Genomic DNA, 15,320 nt, shown 5'->3' on the forward strand with positions numbered 1-15,320 from the left:
GCGATCGGGCCGTCAAGTCCCGTCCTGCTCGTTATGCTGTCCGGTTCCTCAGAAAGAATCTTAACTGAACGGCATTACCGGCACTGCCGGGCTTTTTCTTCAAATTTCATTTGCACACCAATCATTTGTGTTCTATATTTCTTTCGTGGCCGGCGACACCCCGTCCGACCGGACCGCTTCCTACCATTCTTCCGACAGGAGCTGCACCATGAACATTCTGTACAAGACCAGCGCCACCAGCACGGGCGGCCGCGACGGCCGCGCGGTATCCGCCGACAACAAGCTGGAAGTGAAGCTGGCCGCGCCGCGCGAGCTCGGCGGTACGGGCGCGGAAGGTACGAACCCGGAGCAGCTGTTTGCCGCAGGTTACTCGGCTTGTTTCCTGAGCGCGATGAAGTTCGTCGCCGGCCAGAACAAGCAGGCGCTGCCGGCCGACACGCAAGTGACCGCGGAAGTGGGCATCGGCCCGAACGACGCCGGCGGCTTCGGGCTCGACATCGAACTGCGCGTGTCGCTGCCGGGGCTCGACAAGGCCGACGCACAGGCGCTGGTCGACAAGGCGCACCACGTGTGCCCGTACTCGAACGCGACCCGCAACAACGTGCCGGTGCGCCTGACGGTCGTCTGACGCAACGCGCGGCACCGAATGCAAAAAGGGCGTGTGCGGCTGCTCGCCACACACGCCCTTTTGCGTGATTCGCGGGGCCGGCTGGTGAGCCGGCCCGCGCTGCGCTGCTTAACGCGAGCCGAACGAGAACGGACGGTTCATCGCCGCTTCGCGATCGATCTTGCGCATGCGGAATTCGAGATCGTAGATGTCGGTTGCTTCGGCCAGATAGGCATCGGCGCGCTCTTTCGCGGCCTTTTCAGCGTTCTTGGTCAGCATCAGGAAGAGGTGGCTCAGCAGGTACATGTTCGATCTCGCAATCCAAAGGTTCTTTGACTAGGGTTTTCCCGAATTATAGGGAAAACCCTAGGCTTTGGCCAGCGTCGATCAGACGGTGCGTCGTTCGGTCGCCACAGTGCGCCGATTTTCTTCGAAAAATGACCAGATCATCGCGCTCGCATCGGGACCGACCGCCGCATGAAACGGCACCGCTTCGTCACCGCCCGCCCAGGCATGATCGAGCCCTTTCACGTGACAGAGCCGCACGATCGACTCGCCATCGCGACGCACGTCGGTGATCTGCGCGCCAGCCTCGCGCGTTTCCACACGCTCGCCGCCGCGCAGTGCGCCGCGGCTGTCCGCGAGCCCGTTCAGGCGCATGAACTGCACCATCAACTGGTCCGCATTCTTCGGCGCGACGACATGGTCCCGGTCGCCCTGCACGATCAACACGGGCATGCCCGGATACGCCCCCGCATCGACCAGCGTGTCGATCACCGCAGCCGGGTTCTGCCGCAGGCCGCGCCGCATCACGTCCATCGCGCTGATCCCGGAATTCGCCTCGCCGAGCGCGGGGCCCGAGTGCAGCGCCACAGCCGCGAAGCGATCCGGGTGGTGCAGCGCGAGCAGTGCTGCCAGGCCCGCGCCGGCCGACAGCCCGGCGACGTAGACGCGCGATGCGTCGAAGCCGTGCTCGTCGACGAGGGCGTCGACGAGCGACGCGGCCGCGTCCGCCTCGCCGCGCCCCGCGCGGTCGGTGTCTTCGTACCAGTGCCAGCAGCCGTGCGCGTGCGCGCGCAGCGACTGCTCCGGATACAGCACCGCGAAGCCATGCTTGTCGGCCAGCAGGTTCATCCGGGTGCCCTGCGCGAACTCGTCGACCGATTGCTGGCAGCCGTGCAGCATCACCACGAGCGGTATCGCACCGCGCCGGCGGCCAGGTGGAACGTACAGCCCGTAGGCGAGCTGCTGGACCAGGCGACCGAGCGCGGGCGCCATCGGATGCTCGCCGCGCGTCCACTCGCCGGCCGCCCATGCAGCCGCGCGCGGCCGCACGCGCGACTCTCGCGGCGGGGACAGATCGGTTGCGGCGGGCGACGCGGCGGCCTCGAGCGTATCGCGCGCGATACGCTGTGCATCACGTGCCGCTCGTTTGGCAGCCGGAGACAGCATACGTTTCATGCCGCCCAGCCATACCTTCGTCAGACTTTTGGTCATCGATCGGGCTCGCGTTCAGGAAAAATAGGGATACAACACTCGGTGGATCGTTCGACTTTGTGCAATGCACCATAGCATTGTTTATGGGATTTTTCCTGCACGCGGATAGTTCCCCCGCGGCGCAAAAAACGGGCCCCGAGCATACGCGGCGCTATACTGGGGTTTAGCCGCTTGTATCCGTTGTAGTCGTTCTCTCCGGCTCGCGCGTTGATTTAAGCATTCGTCCCGCCTCTGCTCGTTCCTCTCCCGATGTTCGACCTGTCCTCTCACCTGTGGATCACGATCACCGCGTTCGGTGGCGCCGGACTGACCTTGCCGCTCGCGATCACGATCGCCGTGTGGCTCGCGCTCGGCTACTCGTGGCAGCGTGCGGCCGCGTGGCTCGGCGTGCTCGCCGTCGCGATCGGGGTCGTCGCGCTCACCAAGATCGCATTCCTCGGCTGGGGCGTCGGCATCCGCGCATGGGACTTCACGGGATTCAGCGGCCACGCGATGCTGTCGACGTCGGTCTATCCCGTCGCGATCTTCCTCGCGCTGATCCGCACGCGCACGACGGTGCGGATCGCCGGCATCGCGCTCGGGCTCGCGGCCGGCATCGCGGTCGGCGTGTCGCGCGTCGCGCTCGACGCGCATTCGCCGTCCGAATCGATCACCGGCTGCATCGTCGGCGCGATCGCCGCGCTGGCATTCATCGCCGGCTCGTGGCACGCGGTGCCGCACCGCTGGTCGGTGCCGGCGGTCGTCGTGAGCCTCGCGCTCGTCACGGACGCGCTGCACGGCATCACGGTGCCGTCGCATCGCTGGGTCACCAGGGTGGCGCTGGAACTGTCGGGGCACGAGCGGCCGTTCGTCCGCGCCCGCTGGAAAGCCAATCCCAACTACCGGCCCGCATATCAGCCGTCGTCGCTGCACCGCACCGGATCGCCGCCGTTGCTGCACGCGTGACGGGCCGCGCGCACGTCATTTCCGTCGCCATTCAGGCCTGAAGATTTCATGCGCGCCGTCGCATGAACGGTATGTCGAGCGTTATAACCCGCCCTATATTACGATTACGGTTCCAACCATCCCATTCGAACGACCAGTCCATGCGCTCAACCGTCCGCCCGCTTCGCCGCACCCTGCTCCGCCTGCTGCCGCTCGCCGCGCTTGCCGCGGCCGTCTCGTTCAGCGGGCCGGCTTCCGCTGCCGACGAGCTGGTCGTGTCGGCGGCGGCAAGCCTGACGAATGCGTTCAAGGCCGTCGGCGATGCTTATCAGAAGCAGCATCCGGACACCAAGGTGCTGTTCAACTTTGGCGCGTCGGACGTGCTGATGCAGCAGATCGCCAAGGGCGCGCCGGCCGACGTGTTCGCATCGGCCGACCAGAAGGCGATGGATCGTGCGGTCGGCGAAAAGGTCATCGTGCCGGGTACGCGCCGCGATTTCGCGGCGAACTCGCTCGTGATGATCGTGCCGGCCGACAGCCACGTCGCCGCGCCGACGTCGCTGAACGACCTGACGGCGCCCGGCGTGAAGCGCATCGCGTACGGCGACCCGGCGTCGGTGCCGGTCGGCCGTTACACGGAAGGCGCGCTGCGTGCGGCAGGCGTATGGGACGCCGTCAGCGCGAAGGGCGTGCTGGCCGCCAACGTGCGCCAGAGCCTCGATTACGTCGCACGCGGCGAAGTCGACGCCGGCTTCGTATTCGGCACCGACGCGGCGATCATGCCGGGCCGCGTGAAGGTGGTGCTGACCGTGCCGACGCAGACGGCCATCACCTATCCGATCGCGGTGGTCAAGGACAGCCGCCATGCCGCACAGGCGCAGTCGTTCATCGACTTCGTCGCGTCGCCGCAGGGCCAGGCCGTGCTGGCCACGTTCGGCTTCAAGCCCGCGGGCAAGTGAGCGCAGCATGATGCAGGACGCCTGGGTGCCGCTGCTGTTGTCGCTGAAGGTCGCCGGCTGGGCGACCGCGCTCGACATCGTGCTCGGCGTCGCCGCCGCCTTCCTGCTCGCGCGCTGGCGCTCGCCGATGCGCGACGTGGTCGATTCGCTGCTGACGCTGCCGCTCGTGCTGCCGCCGACGGTGCTCGGCTATTACCTGCTCGTGCTGCTCGGCCGGCGCGGCGTGTTCGGCGCATGGCTCGACAAGCTCGGCATCGAACTCGTCTTCACGTGGCAGGGCGCGGTGATCGCATCGATGGTCGTCGCGTTCCCGCTGATCCTCAAATCGGCGCGCACGGCGTTCGAAAGCGTCGATCCGCATCTCGAGCGCGCGGCACGCACGCTCGGACTCGGCGAAGCCGCGGTGTTCTTCCGCGTGACGCTGCCGCTCGCCACGCGCGGCATCCTGGCCGGTGCGCTGCTCGCCTTCGCGCGCGCGCTCGGCGAATTCGGCGCGACGCTGATGATCGCCGGCAACCTGCCCGGCCGCACGCAGACGCTTTCGGTCGCGATCTATGCGGCGGTGCAGGCCGGCGACGACAGCACGGCCAACTTCCTCGTGCTGGTGACGTCGATCACCTGCGTGCTCGTGCTGCTCGCGACCGGCTGGCTCGTGCCGTCGCGCGCCGGGCGGAGCCAGCTGACATGACGCGCCTGCCGCATCCGTACCGCCGCGCCTCACGGGTTGCGGCAAAACGCCTTCCCGACGCGCGATCGGCTTCCCGCACGCGCGGCGCGGCACGACGGAGACCGGCATGAGCGTCGCCGTCGACATCCGCAAGACCTACGTGAATGCGGAGCGCCGCTTCACACTCGACGTGTCGTTCACGGCCGCCACGCAGCGCGTGGTGCTGTTCGGGCCGTCCGGCGCGGGCAAGAGCATGACGCTGCAGGCGATCGCCGGCCTGCTGTCGCCCGACGAAGGCACGATCGCGCTGAATGGCGAACCGCTGTTCGATTCCGCGCGCGGCATCGACGTGCCGACCCGTGCGCGCCGCGTCGCCTACCTGTTCCAGGACTATGCGCTGTTTCCGCACCTGAACGTGCGCCAGAACATCGCGTTCGGGCTCACGTCGGGCCTGCGCAATCCGCGTGCGAAGGCCGTGCCGCCCGAAGTCGCGTACTGGCTGCATGCGTTCGAACTCGACACGCTCGCCGGGCAATTCCCGTCGCAGCTGTCGGGCGGACAGAAGCAGCGTGTCGCGCTTGCCCGCGCACTGGTCGCGCAGCCGCGCATCCTGCTGCTCGACGAACCGTTCGCGGCACTCGACGGCGCGATGCGCCAGCGCATGCGCCACGAGCTCGCCGAACTGCAGGCGCGGCTCGATATCCCGATGGTGCTCATCACGCACGACCCCGACGACGTCGCCGCATTCGGCGACCAGGTCGTGCAATTGAGCGAAGGACGCGTGCAGGCCGCCACGCCGCACGCCGAGTGGCCGACGCGCGTCACCTGATCGCGCGAAGGCGGTGGCCCAAGCGGCCACGTTTGACCTGAGAGAAGCCGCAATGGCGGCACAAGCTGAAAACGGGATCGAAGCCGGCGCCTCGCGTACGTTGGGCGGCGCCGGCTTCGCTCCGCCCGCCCACGGTCATCGCCGGAAACGGCCCACACCGCCGCCGCGCGCAATCAGCCCGTCACCGCGAGAATCACGCTCGATGCCTTGAACAGCGCGATCGCACGCCGGCCGGCGTCGAGTTGCAACGCCCCGACGCTGTCGTTCGTGACCACGGCCGTGAGCGTCCCGCCGCCGTCGAGCGCCAGTGTCACCTCGCTGTTCACCGCGCCCGCCGCGACGGTTTCGACCGTCCCGTGCAACTGGTTGCGTGCGGATACCTTCAGAGACGCTTCGGCTCCGCCTTCGTCGTCGACGGCCAGCACGACCCACGACGCCTTCACGAGCGCGCACGCATCCGCGCCCGGCCGCAGGCCGAGCGCATCGGCGCTTTCGTGCGTCAGCACCGCGACGATCACCTGCCCGCCGGGCAGCACGAGCGTCACCTCGTCGTTCACCGTGCCGCGCACGATCGACTCGACCTTGCCGAACAACTGGTTGCGCGCGCTCGTCTTCATCCCGATCCGGCCGATCAGTGCCCAGTCGACGTCGAAACCGGACACCGCCGCGCTCGCGGCGTCGATGAAGCGGCGATGCTCGCGCTCGATCGTGCGGAACGCGGCGATCAGCGACGTTGCGCGCGGCGTCAGCGTCGTGCCGCCGCCGCCCCTGCCGCCCGTCGAGCGCGTCACGAGCGGCTCGCCGGCCAGGTTGTTCATCGTATCGATCGCATCCCACGCGGCCTTGTAGCTGAGGCCGACGGCCTTCGCCGCGCGCGTGATCGACCCGGTGTCGCCGATCGCCGCGAGCAGCGCAATGCGGGTGGCGCCGCCGAGCGTCTGCTCGCCCGCGCGCAGCCACAGTTCGCCGCCCAGCTCGAGCGGTCCGGCAGAAGAGGAAGGAGGCGACGCGTCGCTCATCGGTCTGTCTGAAGAAAATGGGTGCCCATTATAGTGAGCGCGCGCCGCTCAACGCGGCTTGCCATCCAGCTTCGGCGGGCGCAGGCTCGCGAGCAGCGTCTCGGCGTCCCTCGCCGCGCGTTGCTCGAGCGCGGCGCCGTAGCCGCGCACGAAACCCAGCTGGTAAGCGGGCGCCGCCAGTTGCTCGAGATGATGCAGCGCGACGATCGTGTCGTTCGCCTCGCCAAGCACGCTCTGCACGCGCGCGAGCGTCTTGACCGTTTCGTTGCGCGTGCGGCGCGAGGCCAGCGACGCGAAGAATTCGAGCGCGTAGCGCAGCCGCTTCGTGTCGATCCGCACCTGGTGCCGCGCGGCCGTGTCGAGCGACGTGAGCGACGGCGATGCATACAGGTGACCGAACAGCCGCCGCACGCGCTTGGTTGCGTGACGCCGCAGCGACGGTGCGTCGTCGTCGGCATCGGTCGGCGGTAGCGCAAGCCCGCTCAGCCACTCGAGCCACCCGAGCGTCAGTCGCGCATAGCGCGCCGAATGCAGCGCCTGGCGCAGTTCGACGCGCGCGGCCATCGCCTGTACGCGCGCGGCGTCGAGCGTGCCGTCCCAGTCCGCGCTGCCGCCGTCGGCCGCGATCAGCGCGGGCAGGCTCTCGGTCGAGAACACGTCCCAGTCGCGCACCGTGCCGAGCAGCGCCGCAAGCCAGCTCAAGTCGACGCCGAACGTGTCCTGCCATTGATCGTCCGCGAAACGCGGGAAGAAGCGCATCAGCGTACGCAGCCGCCGCAGCGCGACCCGCATCTGGTGCACGAATTCGGGATCGTCGCGGTCGAGCACACCGCCCTCGTTGCCGAGCCATTGCGCGGCGATGTCACCCGACAGCGCGAACAGCGCTGCCCGCTGCGTGCGGATGCCGGTCAGGTCGACGAGTTGCGCCTTGACCGGCCCGGCGACGGCAGGCTCGCCCGCGCACGCGCGATCGATCACGCTGGTCAGCTGCACGAACGCGGGCCATGCGCCGCTGAGCTCGCGCGCCGCGGCAAACAGCGCGCGCAGCGCCGCCGTGCGTGCGGCGGCGGTTTCCCAGTCGGGTGCCGCGAGGCGCAGCTCGACATGGCGGCGCGGCGGCTCGGTGCCGCCGTGCAGGGTGATGTCGTCGAGCGTCATCTCGACCACCACGCCGCTGTCGTCCGCCCAGCGCCCGCGCCGCCGCTCGCTGACGAGCCGCGGCGGTGCCGGCGCCGACGATGCGGCAACCGCCGCTTCGTCGACGGCGCCGGCCGTCACGCGGTCGCGGTCGCCCGTGGCCTCCGCGGATTCCGAATCGGCGATCGGCACCGACACCGGCGTGGCCACGACGATGCCCGCATGCTCGGCATCGAACAACTCACGCGCCACGACACCGGGCGCGAATGCCTTCGTGCGCGACGCGACGACCCGCCGCCCCTGCGCGTTCGACTCGATCCACGTCCACCAGCACTCGCCGGGGTTCGTCTCGGCTTCCTCGACCTGGCACGGCTCGATCGTCACGCGCTCCTGGCCGCGCCGCATCCGCACCTGCGGGCAGATCCGCCAAGCACGGACGAGTTCGGCACCGAAGTCGCGCTGCTCGCCACGGACCCGGCTTCCCGTCTTGACCGGCCAACCTTCCAGCGACAGGCACAACACGATTTCCAGCACACGCGACATGGAGGCTCCTGCACATGAAGAATCGCCGGCGCATCGTCCGCGCCGGCGTCGCCCGTGAAGCAGCTTCCATAGTACACGCCGCAAAAACGCGCGGGAGACGATCTGGCCCTGCCGCGCCTGTCGCGCATCAAACGACGTATTGCGCGATGCCGCTGCCGAACGACCAGTCCTCCTTCAGCACTTCGACGAGACTGATGAATACGTCCTGCGGCCGCACGCCGGGCTGCCGCGCGAGGTTTTCGGCGATGGTCCGGTACAGCGCCTGCTTCTGCTCGAGCGTGCGCGTGTTGTTCGCCGTGATCTGGATCATCACGAGATCGTCGCTGCGCTCGATGTCGAGGTAGTGGCGGCCGAATACAAAGTTCTCGGCCGAATGCTCGGTCACGACCATGAAGATGTCGTCCTCGGGCACGTTGAACGTGTGCATCAGCGCGCGATGCACGCCGTCGACGAGCGCCGCACGGTAGGCGGCCGGTTTGCCTTCGCGCACTGCGATACGGGTGAACGGCATGATCCTGCTCCTTTCGGTGACGTTGAAAAATGGAAACGCCACGTCAGGTTAGGCGCGCGTGACTATAATGAACAGTCATCAATCAATATTTCATCCATTTACGTTCGAAATGAAAGTCCTCGACCTCGATGCGGTGCGCGCGTTCGTGCTGGTCGCCGATCTCGCGAGCTTCACGCGCGCCGCCGACGCGCTCGGCATCACGCAATCGGCCGTCAGCCTGAAGCTGAAACGGCTCGAAGCGCACCTCGGCAAGCCGCTGCTCGCGCGCACGCCGCGTGTCGTCAAGCTGGCCGCTGACGGCGAGAACTTCCTGCCCGCCGCGCGCGCGCTGCTCGACGCGCACGATCAGGCGCTCGGCGCGATTTCGGCCGGCACGCACCGCCTGTCGCTCGGCGTCAGCGAGCACGTTGCGGTGCCCGACCTGCCGGCCGTGCTGACGAGCCTGCACCGGCAGGATCCCGGGCTGTCGCTGGAAATGCACCTGGGCACGTCGGCGAGCCTGATCGTGCAATACGACGAAAGGCGGCTCGACGCGGCGATCGTGCGGCACGAACCAGGCGAGGACCCTCCGCGCGACGACGGCACGCTGCTGTTCACCGAACCGCTCGCGTGGCTCGCCGCGCCCGACTGGGCGCCGCGCGCCGGCGAGCCGCTGCCGCTCGCGGTGCTGGCCGGGCCGTGCGGCGTGCGGGCCGCCGCGCTGCGCGCACTCGAGCATGCCGGACGGCCGTGGCGCGAGCGCTTTACGGGCGGCGGCGTCGCAGCGGTCACGGCGGCCGCCGCAGCCGGGCTCGCGGTCTGTCCGCTGGCGCGGCGCGTCGCCCCGCGCACGCTGGTCGACGTCGGCGCGAAATTCGGCTTGCCACCGCTGCCGCACTCGCAGGTCGTGCTGTATTCGCGCGTGCGCGACGCCCGCGCGGCGGCCGCACTCCGAAGGTTTTCCGACAGCCTTGCAATCTCGGCGTAAACTGATCGGTTACGCCGTTCGCAATCTTCCGAAGAATTCCGATGAAGCCCGAAGCCCGCAAGCACCTCCGTGCCAACCTGCTGATGCTCGCCGCCGCCGCGATCTGGGGCTCGGCGTTCGTCGCGCAACGGCTGAGCCTCGACGTGATCGGGCCGTTTCTGTTTACGGGGCTGCGCTTCCTGCTCGGCGCACTGGTGTTGATCCCGCTGCTGACGTTCAACGCGGGCTCGCGCGCGCAGCTCGCGGCGATTCGGCGCGAGCCGGCGCTGCTCGCGCCGGGCCTCGCGCTCGGCGGGCTGCTCGCCGTATCGATCTCGCTGCAGCAGTTCGGCCTGCAGTACACACGGGTCGCGAACGCGGGCTTCATCAGCTCGCTGTACGTCGTGATCGTGCCGCTGATGGGCGTGTTCGCGCGCCACCGGATCGGCGCCGGCACGTGGTTCGGCGCGCTGCTCGCGGCGATCGGCCTGTACTTCCTCAGCATCGACGAGCATTTCTCGGTGCTCTACGGCGACTGGTTCCAGCTCGCGGGCGCCGTGATCATCGCCGCGCACGTGATGGCCGTCGGCCATTTCGCAAAGCGGCACGATCCGCTCGTGCTCGCGTTCCTGCAGTTCGTCGCGTGCGGCGCGCTGTGCCTCGCGGCCGGCCTCGTGATCGAGCCGGTCAGCGTCGCGATGCTGCGCAGCGCGCTGCCGACGCTGCTGTACGGCGGGCTGCTGTCGGTCGGCGTCGGCTATACGCTTCAGGTCGTCGCGCAGCGCGATGCGGCGCCCGCGCACGCGGCCGTGATCTTCAGCATGGAAGGCGTGTTCGCGGCCATCGCAGGTTGGGCCGCGCTCGGCGAGACGCTGACGCTGCGCGCGCTGGTCGGTTGCGCGCTCATGCTGGCCGGCCTGCTCGCCTGCCAGCTGCTGCCGAACGGCGACGCCCGGAAAAAGGACGAGGACGCGCTGCCGGCGTGACGCGCGCGATCCCTATAATGGCGGTTCGCGTGTTTTTCATGCCAACCGCTTCCGACAGGCCAGCTCCGTGACGTCCAATTCCGTCGATCCCGCCGCCGACCTCCTGCGCGAACGCGCAGCGCACTATGCCGCCGAGGCCGCGCTGTTCCTGCGCGACCAGGCGCTGTCCACCGCATCGCACGACCTGCGCAGCCCGCTGAACGCGATGCACAGCTGGGCGTACGTGCTCGAGCGCCAGCTCGCCGGTGCCGACCCGAACCTGCAACGTGCGCTCGCTGGCATCCGCGCAGGGATCGACCAGCAGGTCGCGCTGATCGACGACGTGCTCGACGCGCCGCGCGCCGCAACGCGCACACTCGCGATCGCCGTGCAGCCGTTCGCGCTGCGCCCGCTGCTCGACGACACGCTTGCGCTGGTGCGCTTCGCGCTCGCCGACGCGCGGCGGGTGACCATCGACGCGACGCTGCCCGACGGCGAACCGTCGCTGACCGCCGATCGCGAACGCATCGCGCAGGCGTTCTGGACGATGCTGACGACGGCCGTCGAAGCCAGCGCCGCCGGTAGTCGCGTGACCCTCACATGCACGCGCGACGGCGCGCTGTGCGTCGCGCACGTCACCTGCGACGTGAACGCCGACGCCCTCGCCGACCCCGCGCTGCCGCACGCATTCGAACCGTTCGCCCGCCACGACATGCTGCGCGCGCGCGACGCGAAGCGCGTCGCCGGGACGCTCGCGCTGTGCCAGCGTGTCGCCCTCGCGCACGGCGGCACCTTCACCCACACCCCGTTCGCCGACAACTCCGCCGTCACCCTCTCGCTCTGCGTCCCCTGCGAGGCGCAGGTGTAAGCGATCGGCAGCCCGAATCATTACACTTCACTTTCAGGCCCTATACTGATGGGCCTTTCATGACTGGAGCGATTCTTTGTTACAGATCTTCGCGCTCATCGGCGCGTTGTTCCTGGTGGCCCTGAACGGGTTTTTCGTCGCAGCCGAATTCGGCCTCGTCAAACTGCGCGCGACGCGCGTCAAGACACTTGCCCGCAAGCACGGCCTGCGCGGGCGCATCCTCGCCATCGTGCACGGCCGGCTCGACGCCTATCTGTCCGCCTGCCAGCTCGGCATCACGCTCGCGTCGCTCGGCCTCGGCTGGGTCGGCGAGCCGGCGTTCGCGGAACTGATCGGCCCGCTGCTCGACCTGATCGGCGTGCAGTCCGAACGCATCGTGCACCTGATCTCGCTCGTGTTCGCGTTTTCGCTGATCTCGTTCCTGCACATCGTGGTTGGCGAGCTCGCCCCGAAATCGATGGCGATCCGCCAGTCGGAAAAGGTCGGCCTGTGGGTCGCGCTGCCGCTCTACGCGTTCTACTGGGCGATGTATCCGGCGATCTGGGTGCTCAACAGCAGCGCGAATGCGGTGCTGAAGCTCGCGGGGCTGTCGGCCGACCACGGCGGCGATGCGCACTACTCGACCGACGAGCTGAAGCTGATCCTGCGCAGCCGCCGCAGCGCGGGCAACGCGGCTCAGCCGGCCCGCGGCACGTACTCCAACGACGAGTGGAACACGCTCGCGCATTCGCTCGATTTCTCGTCGATGACGGTATCGGACCTGATGCGGCCGGCCCATGAAATGATCGGCCTGCGCCGCGACCTGCCGCTGCCCGACAACATGGAGATCGTCGCGCGGCATCGCTTCAGCCGCTATCCGCTGTTCGAGGATGCGTCGCGCGAAGAGGTGAGCGGGCTGATCCACCTGAAGGACCTGCTGCTCGCGCGTCATGCCGGGGCTGCGCTCGAGGACCTGTCCGACTACGTGCGCCCTGTGCAGTACGTGAAGCCCGACACGCCGGCACTCGACCTGTTCCGCCGCTTCCGCAAGGGCGCGCCGCACTTCGCGCTGGTCGGCAACAAGGGCGAGAAGCCGATCGGCTTCCTGACGCTCGACAACCTGCTCGGCGCGCTGGTCGGCCAGATCCACGACGAGTTCCGCCAGGGCGATGCAGACTGGAGCCGCCTCGACGACGGCACGCTGATGGGCAAGGGCAGCCTGCCCGTCGTGTCGCTCGAGCAGGCGCTCGGCATCGACATCGACGAAGGGCGCGCGGAATCGGTCGGCGGCCTCGTGATCCAGGCGCTCAGCGATTTGCCGACCGAAGGGCAGCGCGTGTCGTTCGATCGCTTCGACGTCGTCGTGAAGAAGATGAACGGGCCGCGCATCGTGCTGGTGCGCGTCTACCCGAAGATCGCGAAGGAGGCGGACGAATGACGGCCGCCGCTCGCCGCGCGCGATGAGTCCGACGTTGCCGCGCTGCTACGTGATCACGCCGGAGCCGGCGTCCGCGTCGGCCGCCGATTGCCACGCATTCCTCGACAGGCTGTCGGCCGTGCTGGCGCGCGGCGAGACGCTCGTGCAGTTGCGCGTGAAGTCGTTCGATGCAGACGCGTTCGCGCGGCTGGCCGCCGATGCACTCGCGCGCTGCGACGCGGCCGGCGCGCAACTGATGCTCAACGGGCCGATCGATGTGGCGGGCGTGATGCAGCTCGACGGCGCGGGCTGGCACCTCGACGGCACCGCGCTGCGCGCCGTCACGCAACGGCCGCTGCCGGCCGCGCGCCTCATGTCGGCCGCATGCCACGCGGCCGACGATCTCGTGCTGGCCGCGCGCGCGGGCGTGGATTTCGTCACGCTGTCGCCCGTATTGCCGACACTCAGCCATCCTGGGGCGCCGACGCTCGGCTGGACGCGATTCGCCGCGTTGGCCGTGCAGGCCGCGATGCCGGTCTATGCGCTCGGCGGCATGACACGCGCGCATCTCGACGAAGCGCGCCGCCACGGCGCGTACGGCGTCGCGGGCATTCGCAGCTTCTGGTAAGTGCGGCCGGGTGCGCCAGCATCCGGCCGGCCGCAGGCATCATGCGCCCGGAACGGGACGCATTGCGTGCCGTGCGCTGCCGTCGATCCGGCGCACGTCGTGCGTCAGCGCGTACCGGTTGACGTCGCCCGTCAGCCATGCGACGAGCGAATACGGCGGCAACTCCCCTTCATCGACCCGGTCGCGTGCGCGTGCCGGCGTCTCGAACACGACCTGCCCGCTCGGCGCATCGAACGGCACCGCGTCGGGCGACAGGTTCAATGCGATGGTCAGCGTCTCGTCATCGGCGAGCCGCCATGATGCAAGCAGCGCATCGGCATCGCCGTCACCGCTCGCCTTCAGCGCATGCGCGTCCTGCGGCCGGCAATCGGACAGCCGCGGCGCAATCAGCTTCGCGCGCACCGCGAGCGCCGACTGCACGAAATGCGCACGATCGACATCGCGCGCGGTTTCGTCGAAGATCAGCGGGATCTGCGGCGTGAGCAGCGATAGCGCAAGCGCCGCGAGGTCGGGAGTTTGCTCGTGGTCGCCATGCTCGCTTTCGCGCCATGCGCCGTCGGACAGCACCAGCGACGTGAGCGACAACCCTTCGGCGCCTGGACCGTCGCCCGCCGTGGCCGGCTGGAATGCCGCGCCTGCCGCGGTCAGCGCGCGAGCAAGCGTGTGGATCGACTGGTTCGGCGAAATCCCTTCGTGCACCGACACGTCGCGCCCCGTCAGCCGATGCAGCGCGCGTTCTCCGCAACCGTTCAACTGCGCATCGAAATGCGTATCGGCCAGATGCACCGGATGACGCTCGCTGCCGAGCACGAGGTGGATCATCCGGTCGGCCGGCACGGCCGCGCGCACGCGATCGGCGATCTCCCGCAGCCACGACGTGCCGATCCGGTCGGCCTCGCGCAGCCGCAAGCCGTCGCAACGGTATTCGTCGATCCAGTACAGCGCGTTGTCGCAGAAGAAGTCGCAAACCTCCGGATGGTCGAGCGCGAGCGGCGGCACCTGCAGCGGATCGTCGCGCGTATGAAAGAACGGTGCCGCGTAATGGCGCAGCGCGTCGGTGCCGCTGCCGAAGCGCGCGTAATCGAGCTCCAGCAGCACCGCGAGACCGTAGCCGTGCGCATCGTCGATCAGCGCCTTCAGTGCGTCGGGGCCGCCCTCCGCCGCGAGCGGCGCGAATGGCAGGCTGTCGTGCGGCGACGCGAGCAACTCCAGCGCGGTCACGCCGAGACGGGCAAGCTGAGGCAACCGGCGGCGCACGCCGTCGAAGCCGCCGACCGCGTGCGGACGAATCGCGTACAGCGCAATGCCCTCCCACGGACGTCCGCGCCAGAACGTGTTGTGCCACGTGAATGCGCGCGGATCGACGACCTCGCTCGGGCCGTTGAGCCCGTCGGGTTGCGAACGCGATGCGGGATCCGGAATCGACGTCACGTCGTCGAGCCGATAACGGTAACGCGCGCCCGCACCGCATTCGACGAACGCCTCGAACCAGTGCGGACCGGCCGCCGTCATCGGGACGAGCGTCGGGCCCATACCGGTATCGAGTTCGAGCTGAACATGCGTGCTGCCCGGTGCCCATACGCGGAAATGCGTGCGCGGCGACGTGCCGAGCGCGCCGCAGGGCTGCGCGCCGGACGGCAGGCAGTGAATGTAGTGCTGCGCATACGGATCGTGCGGACAATCTGACATCATGCGCTCCTCGTGCGTGCCGAGCGGCATGGCCGCGCGGTCGACGCGGCGCATCGGGGCCCGGCATGCGACGGCCAGGCAGGGGGGAAGAAAAGTATGCGCCGGTTTCACGGCCGCGATGCATCGACTCCTCAC

Annotated in this window: 16 protein-coding genes; 10 read left to right on the forward strand and 6 right to left on the reverse strand. The window is 68.9% G+C overall.

Going from position 1 to position 15,320, the window contains the following annotated elements; all coding sequences use genetic code 11:
- Positions 1 to 208: 208 nt before the first annotated feature.
- Positions 209 to 628: an organic hydroperoxide resistance protein gene (locus tag DIE08_RS06010; RefSeq protein ID WP_031399791.1), complete on the forward strand. Its 420-nt coding sequence runs from the start codon at positions 209 to 211 to the stop codon at positions 626 to 628.
- A gap of 108 nt (positions 629 to 736) precedes the next feature.
- On the opposite strand, the gene DIE08_RS06015 is transcribed toward DIE08_RS06010, so the two are convergent.
- Both DIE08_RS06015 and DIE08_RS06020 read right to left on the reverse strand, forming a co-directional pair.
- Positions 737 to 913, reverse strand: coding sequence for a DUF3563 family protein (locus tag DIE08_RS06015; protein WP_069228557.1), 177 nt, complete (start codon positions 911 to 913; stop codon positions 737 to 739).
- 81 nt (positions 914 to 994) lie between these two features.
- A complete protein-coding gene (locus DIE08_RS06020) occupies positions 995 to 2,104 on the reverse strand; it encodes a PHB depolymerase family esterase (protein ID WP_124901299.1) in 1,110 nt (369 codons plus the stop codon).
- Between the two features lie 249 nt (positions 2,105 to 2,353).
- Here DIE08_RS06020 and DIE08_RS06025 point away from each other — a divergent pair, with 249 nt between their 5' ends.
- The 4 genes from DIE08_RS06025 (at position 2,354) to DIE08_RS06040 (ending at position 5,483) form a co-directional block, all read left to right on the forward strand.
- Entirely contained in the window at positions 2,354 to 3,049 is a 696-nt protein-coding gene (locus DIE08_RS06025) for a phosphatase PAP2 family protein (RefSeq protein ID WP_124901300.1), read from the forward strand.
- A 140-nt stretch (positions 3,050 to 3,189) separates the two neighbouring features.
- On the forward strand, positions 3,190 to 3,987 hold the full coding sequence (gene modA, locus DIE08_RS06030) for a molybdate ABC transporter substrate-binding protein (RefSeq protein WP_124901301.1): 798 nt from the start codon (positions 3,190 to 3,192) through the stop codon (positions 3,985 to 3,987).
- Positions 3,988 to 3,997: 10 nt separating this feature from the next.
- A complete protein-coding gene (gene modB, locus DIE08_RS06035) occupies positions 3,998 to 4,675 on the forward strand; it encodes a molybdate ABC transporter permease subunit (protein WP_059601856.1) in 678 nt (225 codons plus the stop codon).
- Positions 4,676 to 4,781: 106 nt separating this feature from the next.
- Positions 4,782 to 5,483 (forward strand): sulfate/molybdate ABC transporter ATP-binding protein, encoded by a 702-nt coding sequence (locus DIE08_RS06040; protein WP_124901302.1) that lies wholly within the window; start codon positions 4,782 to 4,784, stop codon positions 5,481 to 5,483.
- Between the two features lie 173 nt (positions 5,484 to 5,656).
- On the opposite strand, the gene DIE08_RS06045 is transcribed toward DIE08_RS06040, so the two are convergent.
- The 3 genes from DIE08_RS06045 to DIE08_RS06055 all read right to left on the reverse strand — a co-directional run bounded on the left by DIE08_RS06045 (position 5,657) and on the right by DIE08_RS06055 (position 8,693).
- Positions 5,657 to 6,502, reverse strand: a complete 846-nt coding sequence (locus tag DIE08_RS06045) for a TOBE domain-containing protein (RefSeq protein WP_124901303.1) — start codon at positions 6,500 to 6,502, stop codon at positions 5,657 to 5,659.
- A gap of 48 nt (positions 6,503 to 6,550) precedes the next feature.
- Positions 6,551 to 8,182, reverse strand: coding sequence for a CHAD domain-containing protein (locus DIE08_RS06050; protein WP_124901304.1), 1,632 nt, complete (start codon positions 8,180 to 8,182; stop codon positions 6,551 to 6,553).
- A gap of 127 nt (positions 8,183 to 8,309) precedes the next feature.
- The gene (locus DIE08_RS06055) at positions 8,310 to 8,693 is read right to left on the reverse strand and encodes a tautomerase family protein (RefSeq protein WP_124901305.1); all 384 of its coding nucleotides are present in this window, start codon (positions 8,691 to 8,693) and stop codon (positions 8,310 to 8,312) included.
- Positions 8,694 to 8,802: 109 nt separating this feature from the next.
- Here DIE08_RS06055 and DIE08_RS06060 point away from each other — a divergent pair, with 109 nt between their 5' ends.
- The 5 genes from DIE08_RS06060 (at position 8,803) to DIE08_RS06080 (ending at position 13,496) form a co-directional block, all read left to right on the forward strand.
- Positions 8,803 to 9,660, forward strand: a complete 858-nt coding sequence (locus tag DIE08_RS06060) for a LysR family transcriptional regulator (RefSeq protein ID WP_124901306.1) — start codon at positions 8,803 to 8,805, stop codon at positions 9,658 to 9,660.
- Positions 9,661 to 9,701: 41 nt separating this feature from the next.
- Positions 9,702 to 10,625, forward strand: a complete 924-nt coding sequence (locus DIE08_RS06065; protein WP_059601682.1) for a DMT family transporter — start codon at positions 9,702 to 9,704, stop codon at positions 10,623 to 10,625.
- Positions 10,626 to 10,692: 67 nt separating this feature from the next.
- Complete coding sequence (locus tag DIE08_RS06070) at positions 10,693 to 11,472, forward strand: sensor histidine kinase KdpD (protein ID WP_124901307.1); 780 nt, start codon at positions 10,693 to 10,695, stop codon at positions 11,470 to 11,472.
- 76 nt (positions 11,473 to 11,548) lie between these two features.
- On the forward strand, positions 11,549 to 12,889 hold the full coding sequence (locus tag DIE08_RS06075) for a hemolysin family protein (protein WP_124901308.1): 1,341 nt from the start codon (positions 11,549 to 11,551) through the stop codon (positions 12,887 to 12,889).
- A 22-nt stretch (positions 12,890 to 12,911) separates the two neighbouring features.
- Complete coding sequence (locus DIE08_RS06080) at positions 12,912 to 13,496, forward strand: thiamine phosphate synthase (RefSeq protein WP_124901309.1); 585 nt, start codon at positions 12,912 to 12,914, stop codon at positions 13,494 to 13,496.
- A 39-nt stretch (positions 13,497 to 13,535) separates the two neighbouring features.
- On the opposite strand, the gene DIE08_RS06085 is transcribed toward DIE08_RS06080, so the two are convergent.
- Entirely contained in the window at positions 13,536 to 15,185 is a 1,650-nt protein-coding gene (locus DIE08_RS06085; RefSeq protein WP_124901496.1) for a DUF3459 domain-containing protein, read from the reverse strand.
- Positions 15,186 to 15,320: the final 135 nt, after the last annotated feature.

It is taken from the genome of Burkholderia sp. Bp9004, from assembly GCF_003858025.1.
Lineage (GTDB): Bacteria > Pseudomonadota > Gammaproteobacteria > Burkholderiales > Burkholderiaceae > Burkholderia > Burkholderia diffusa.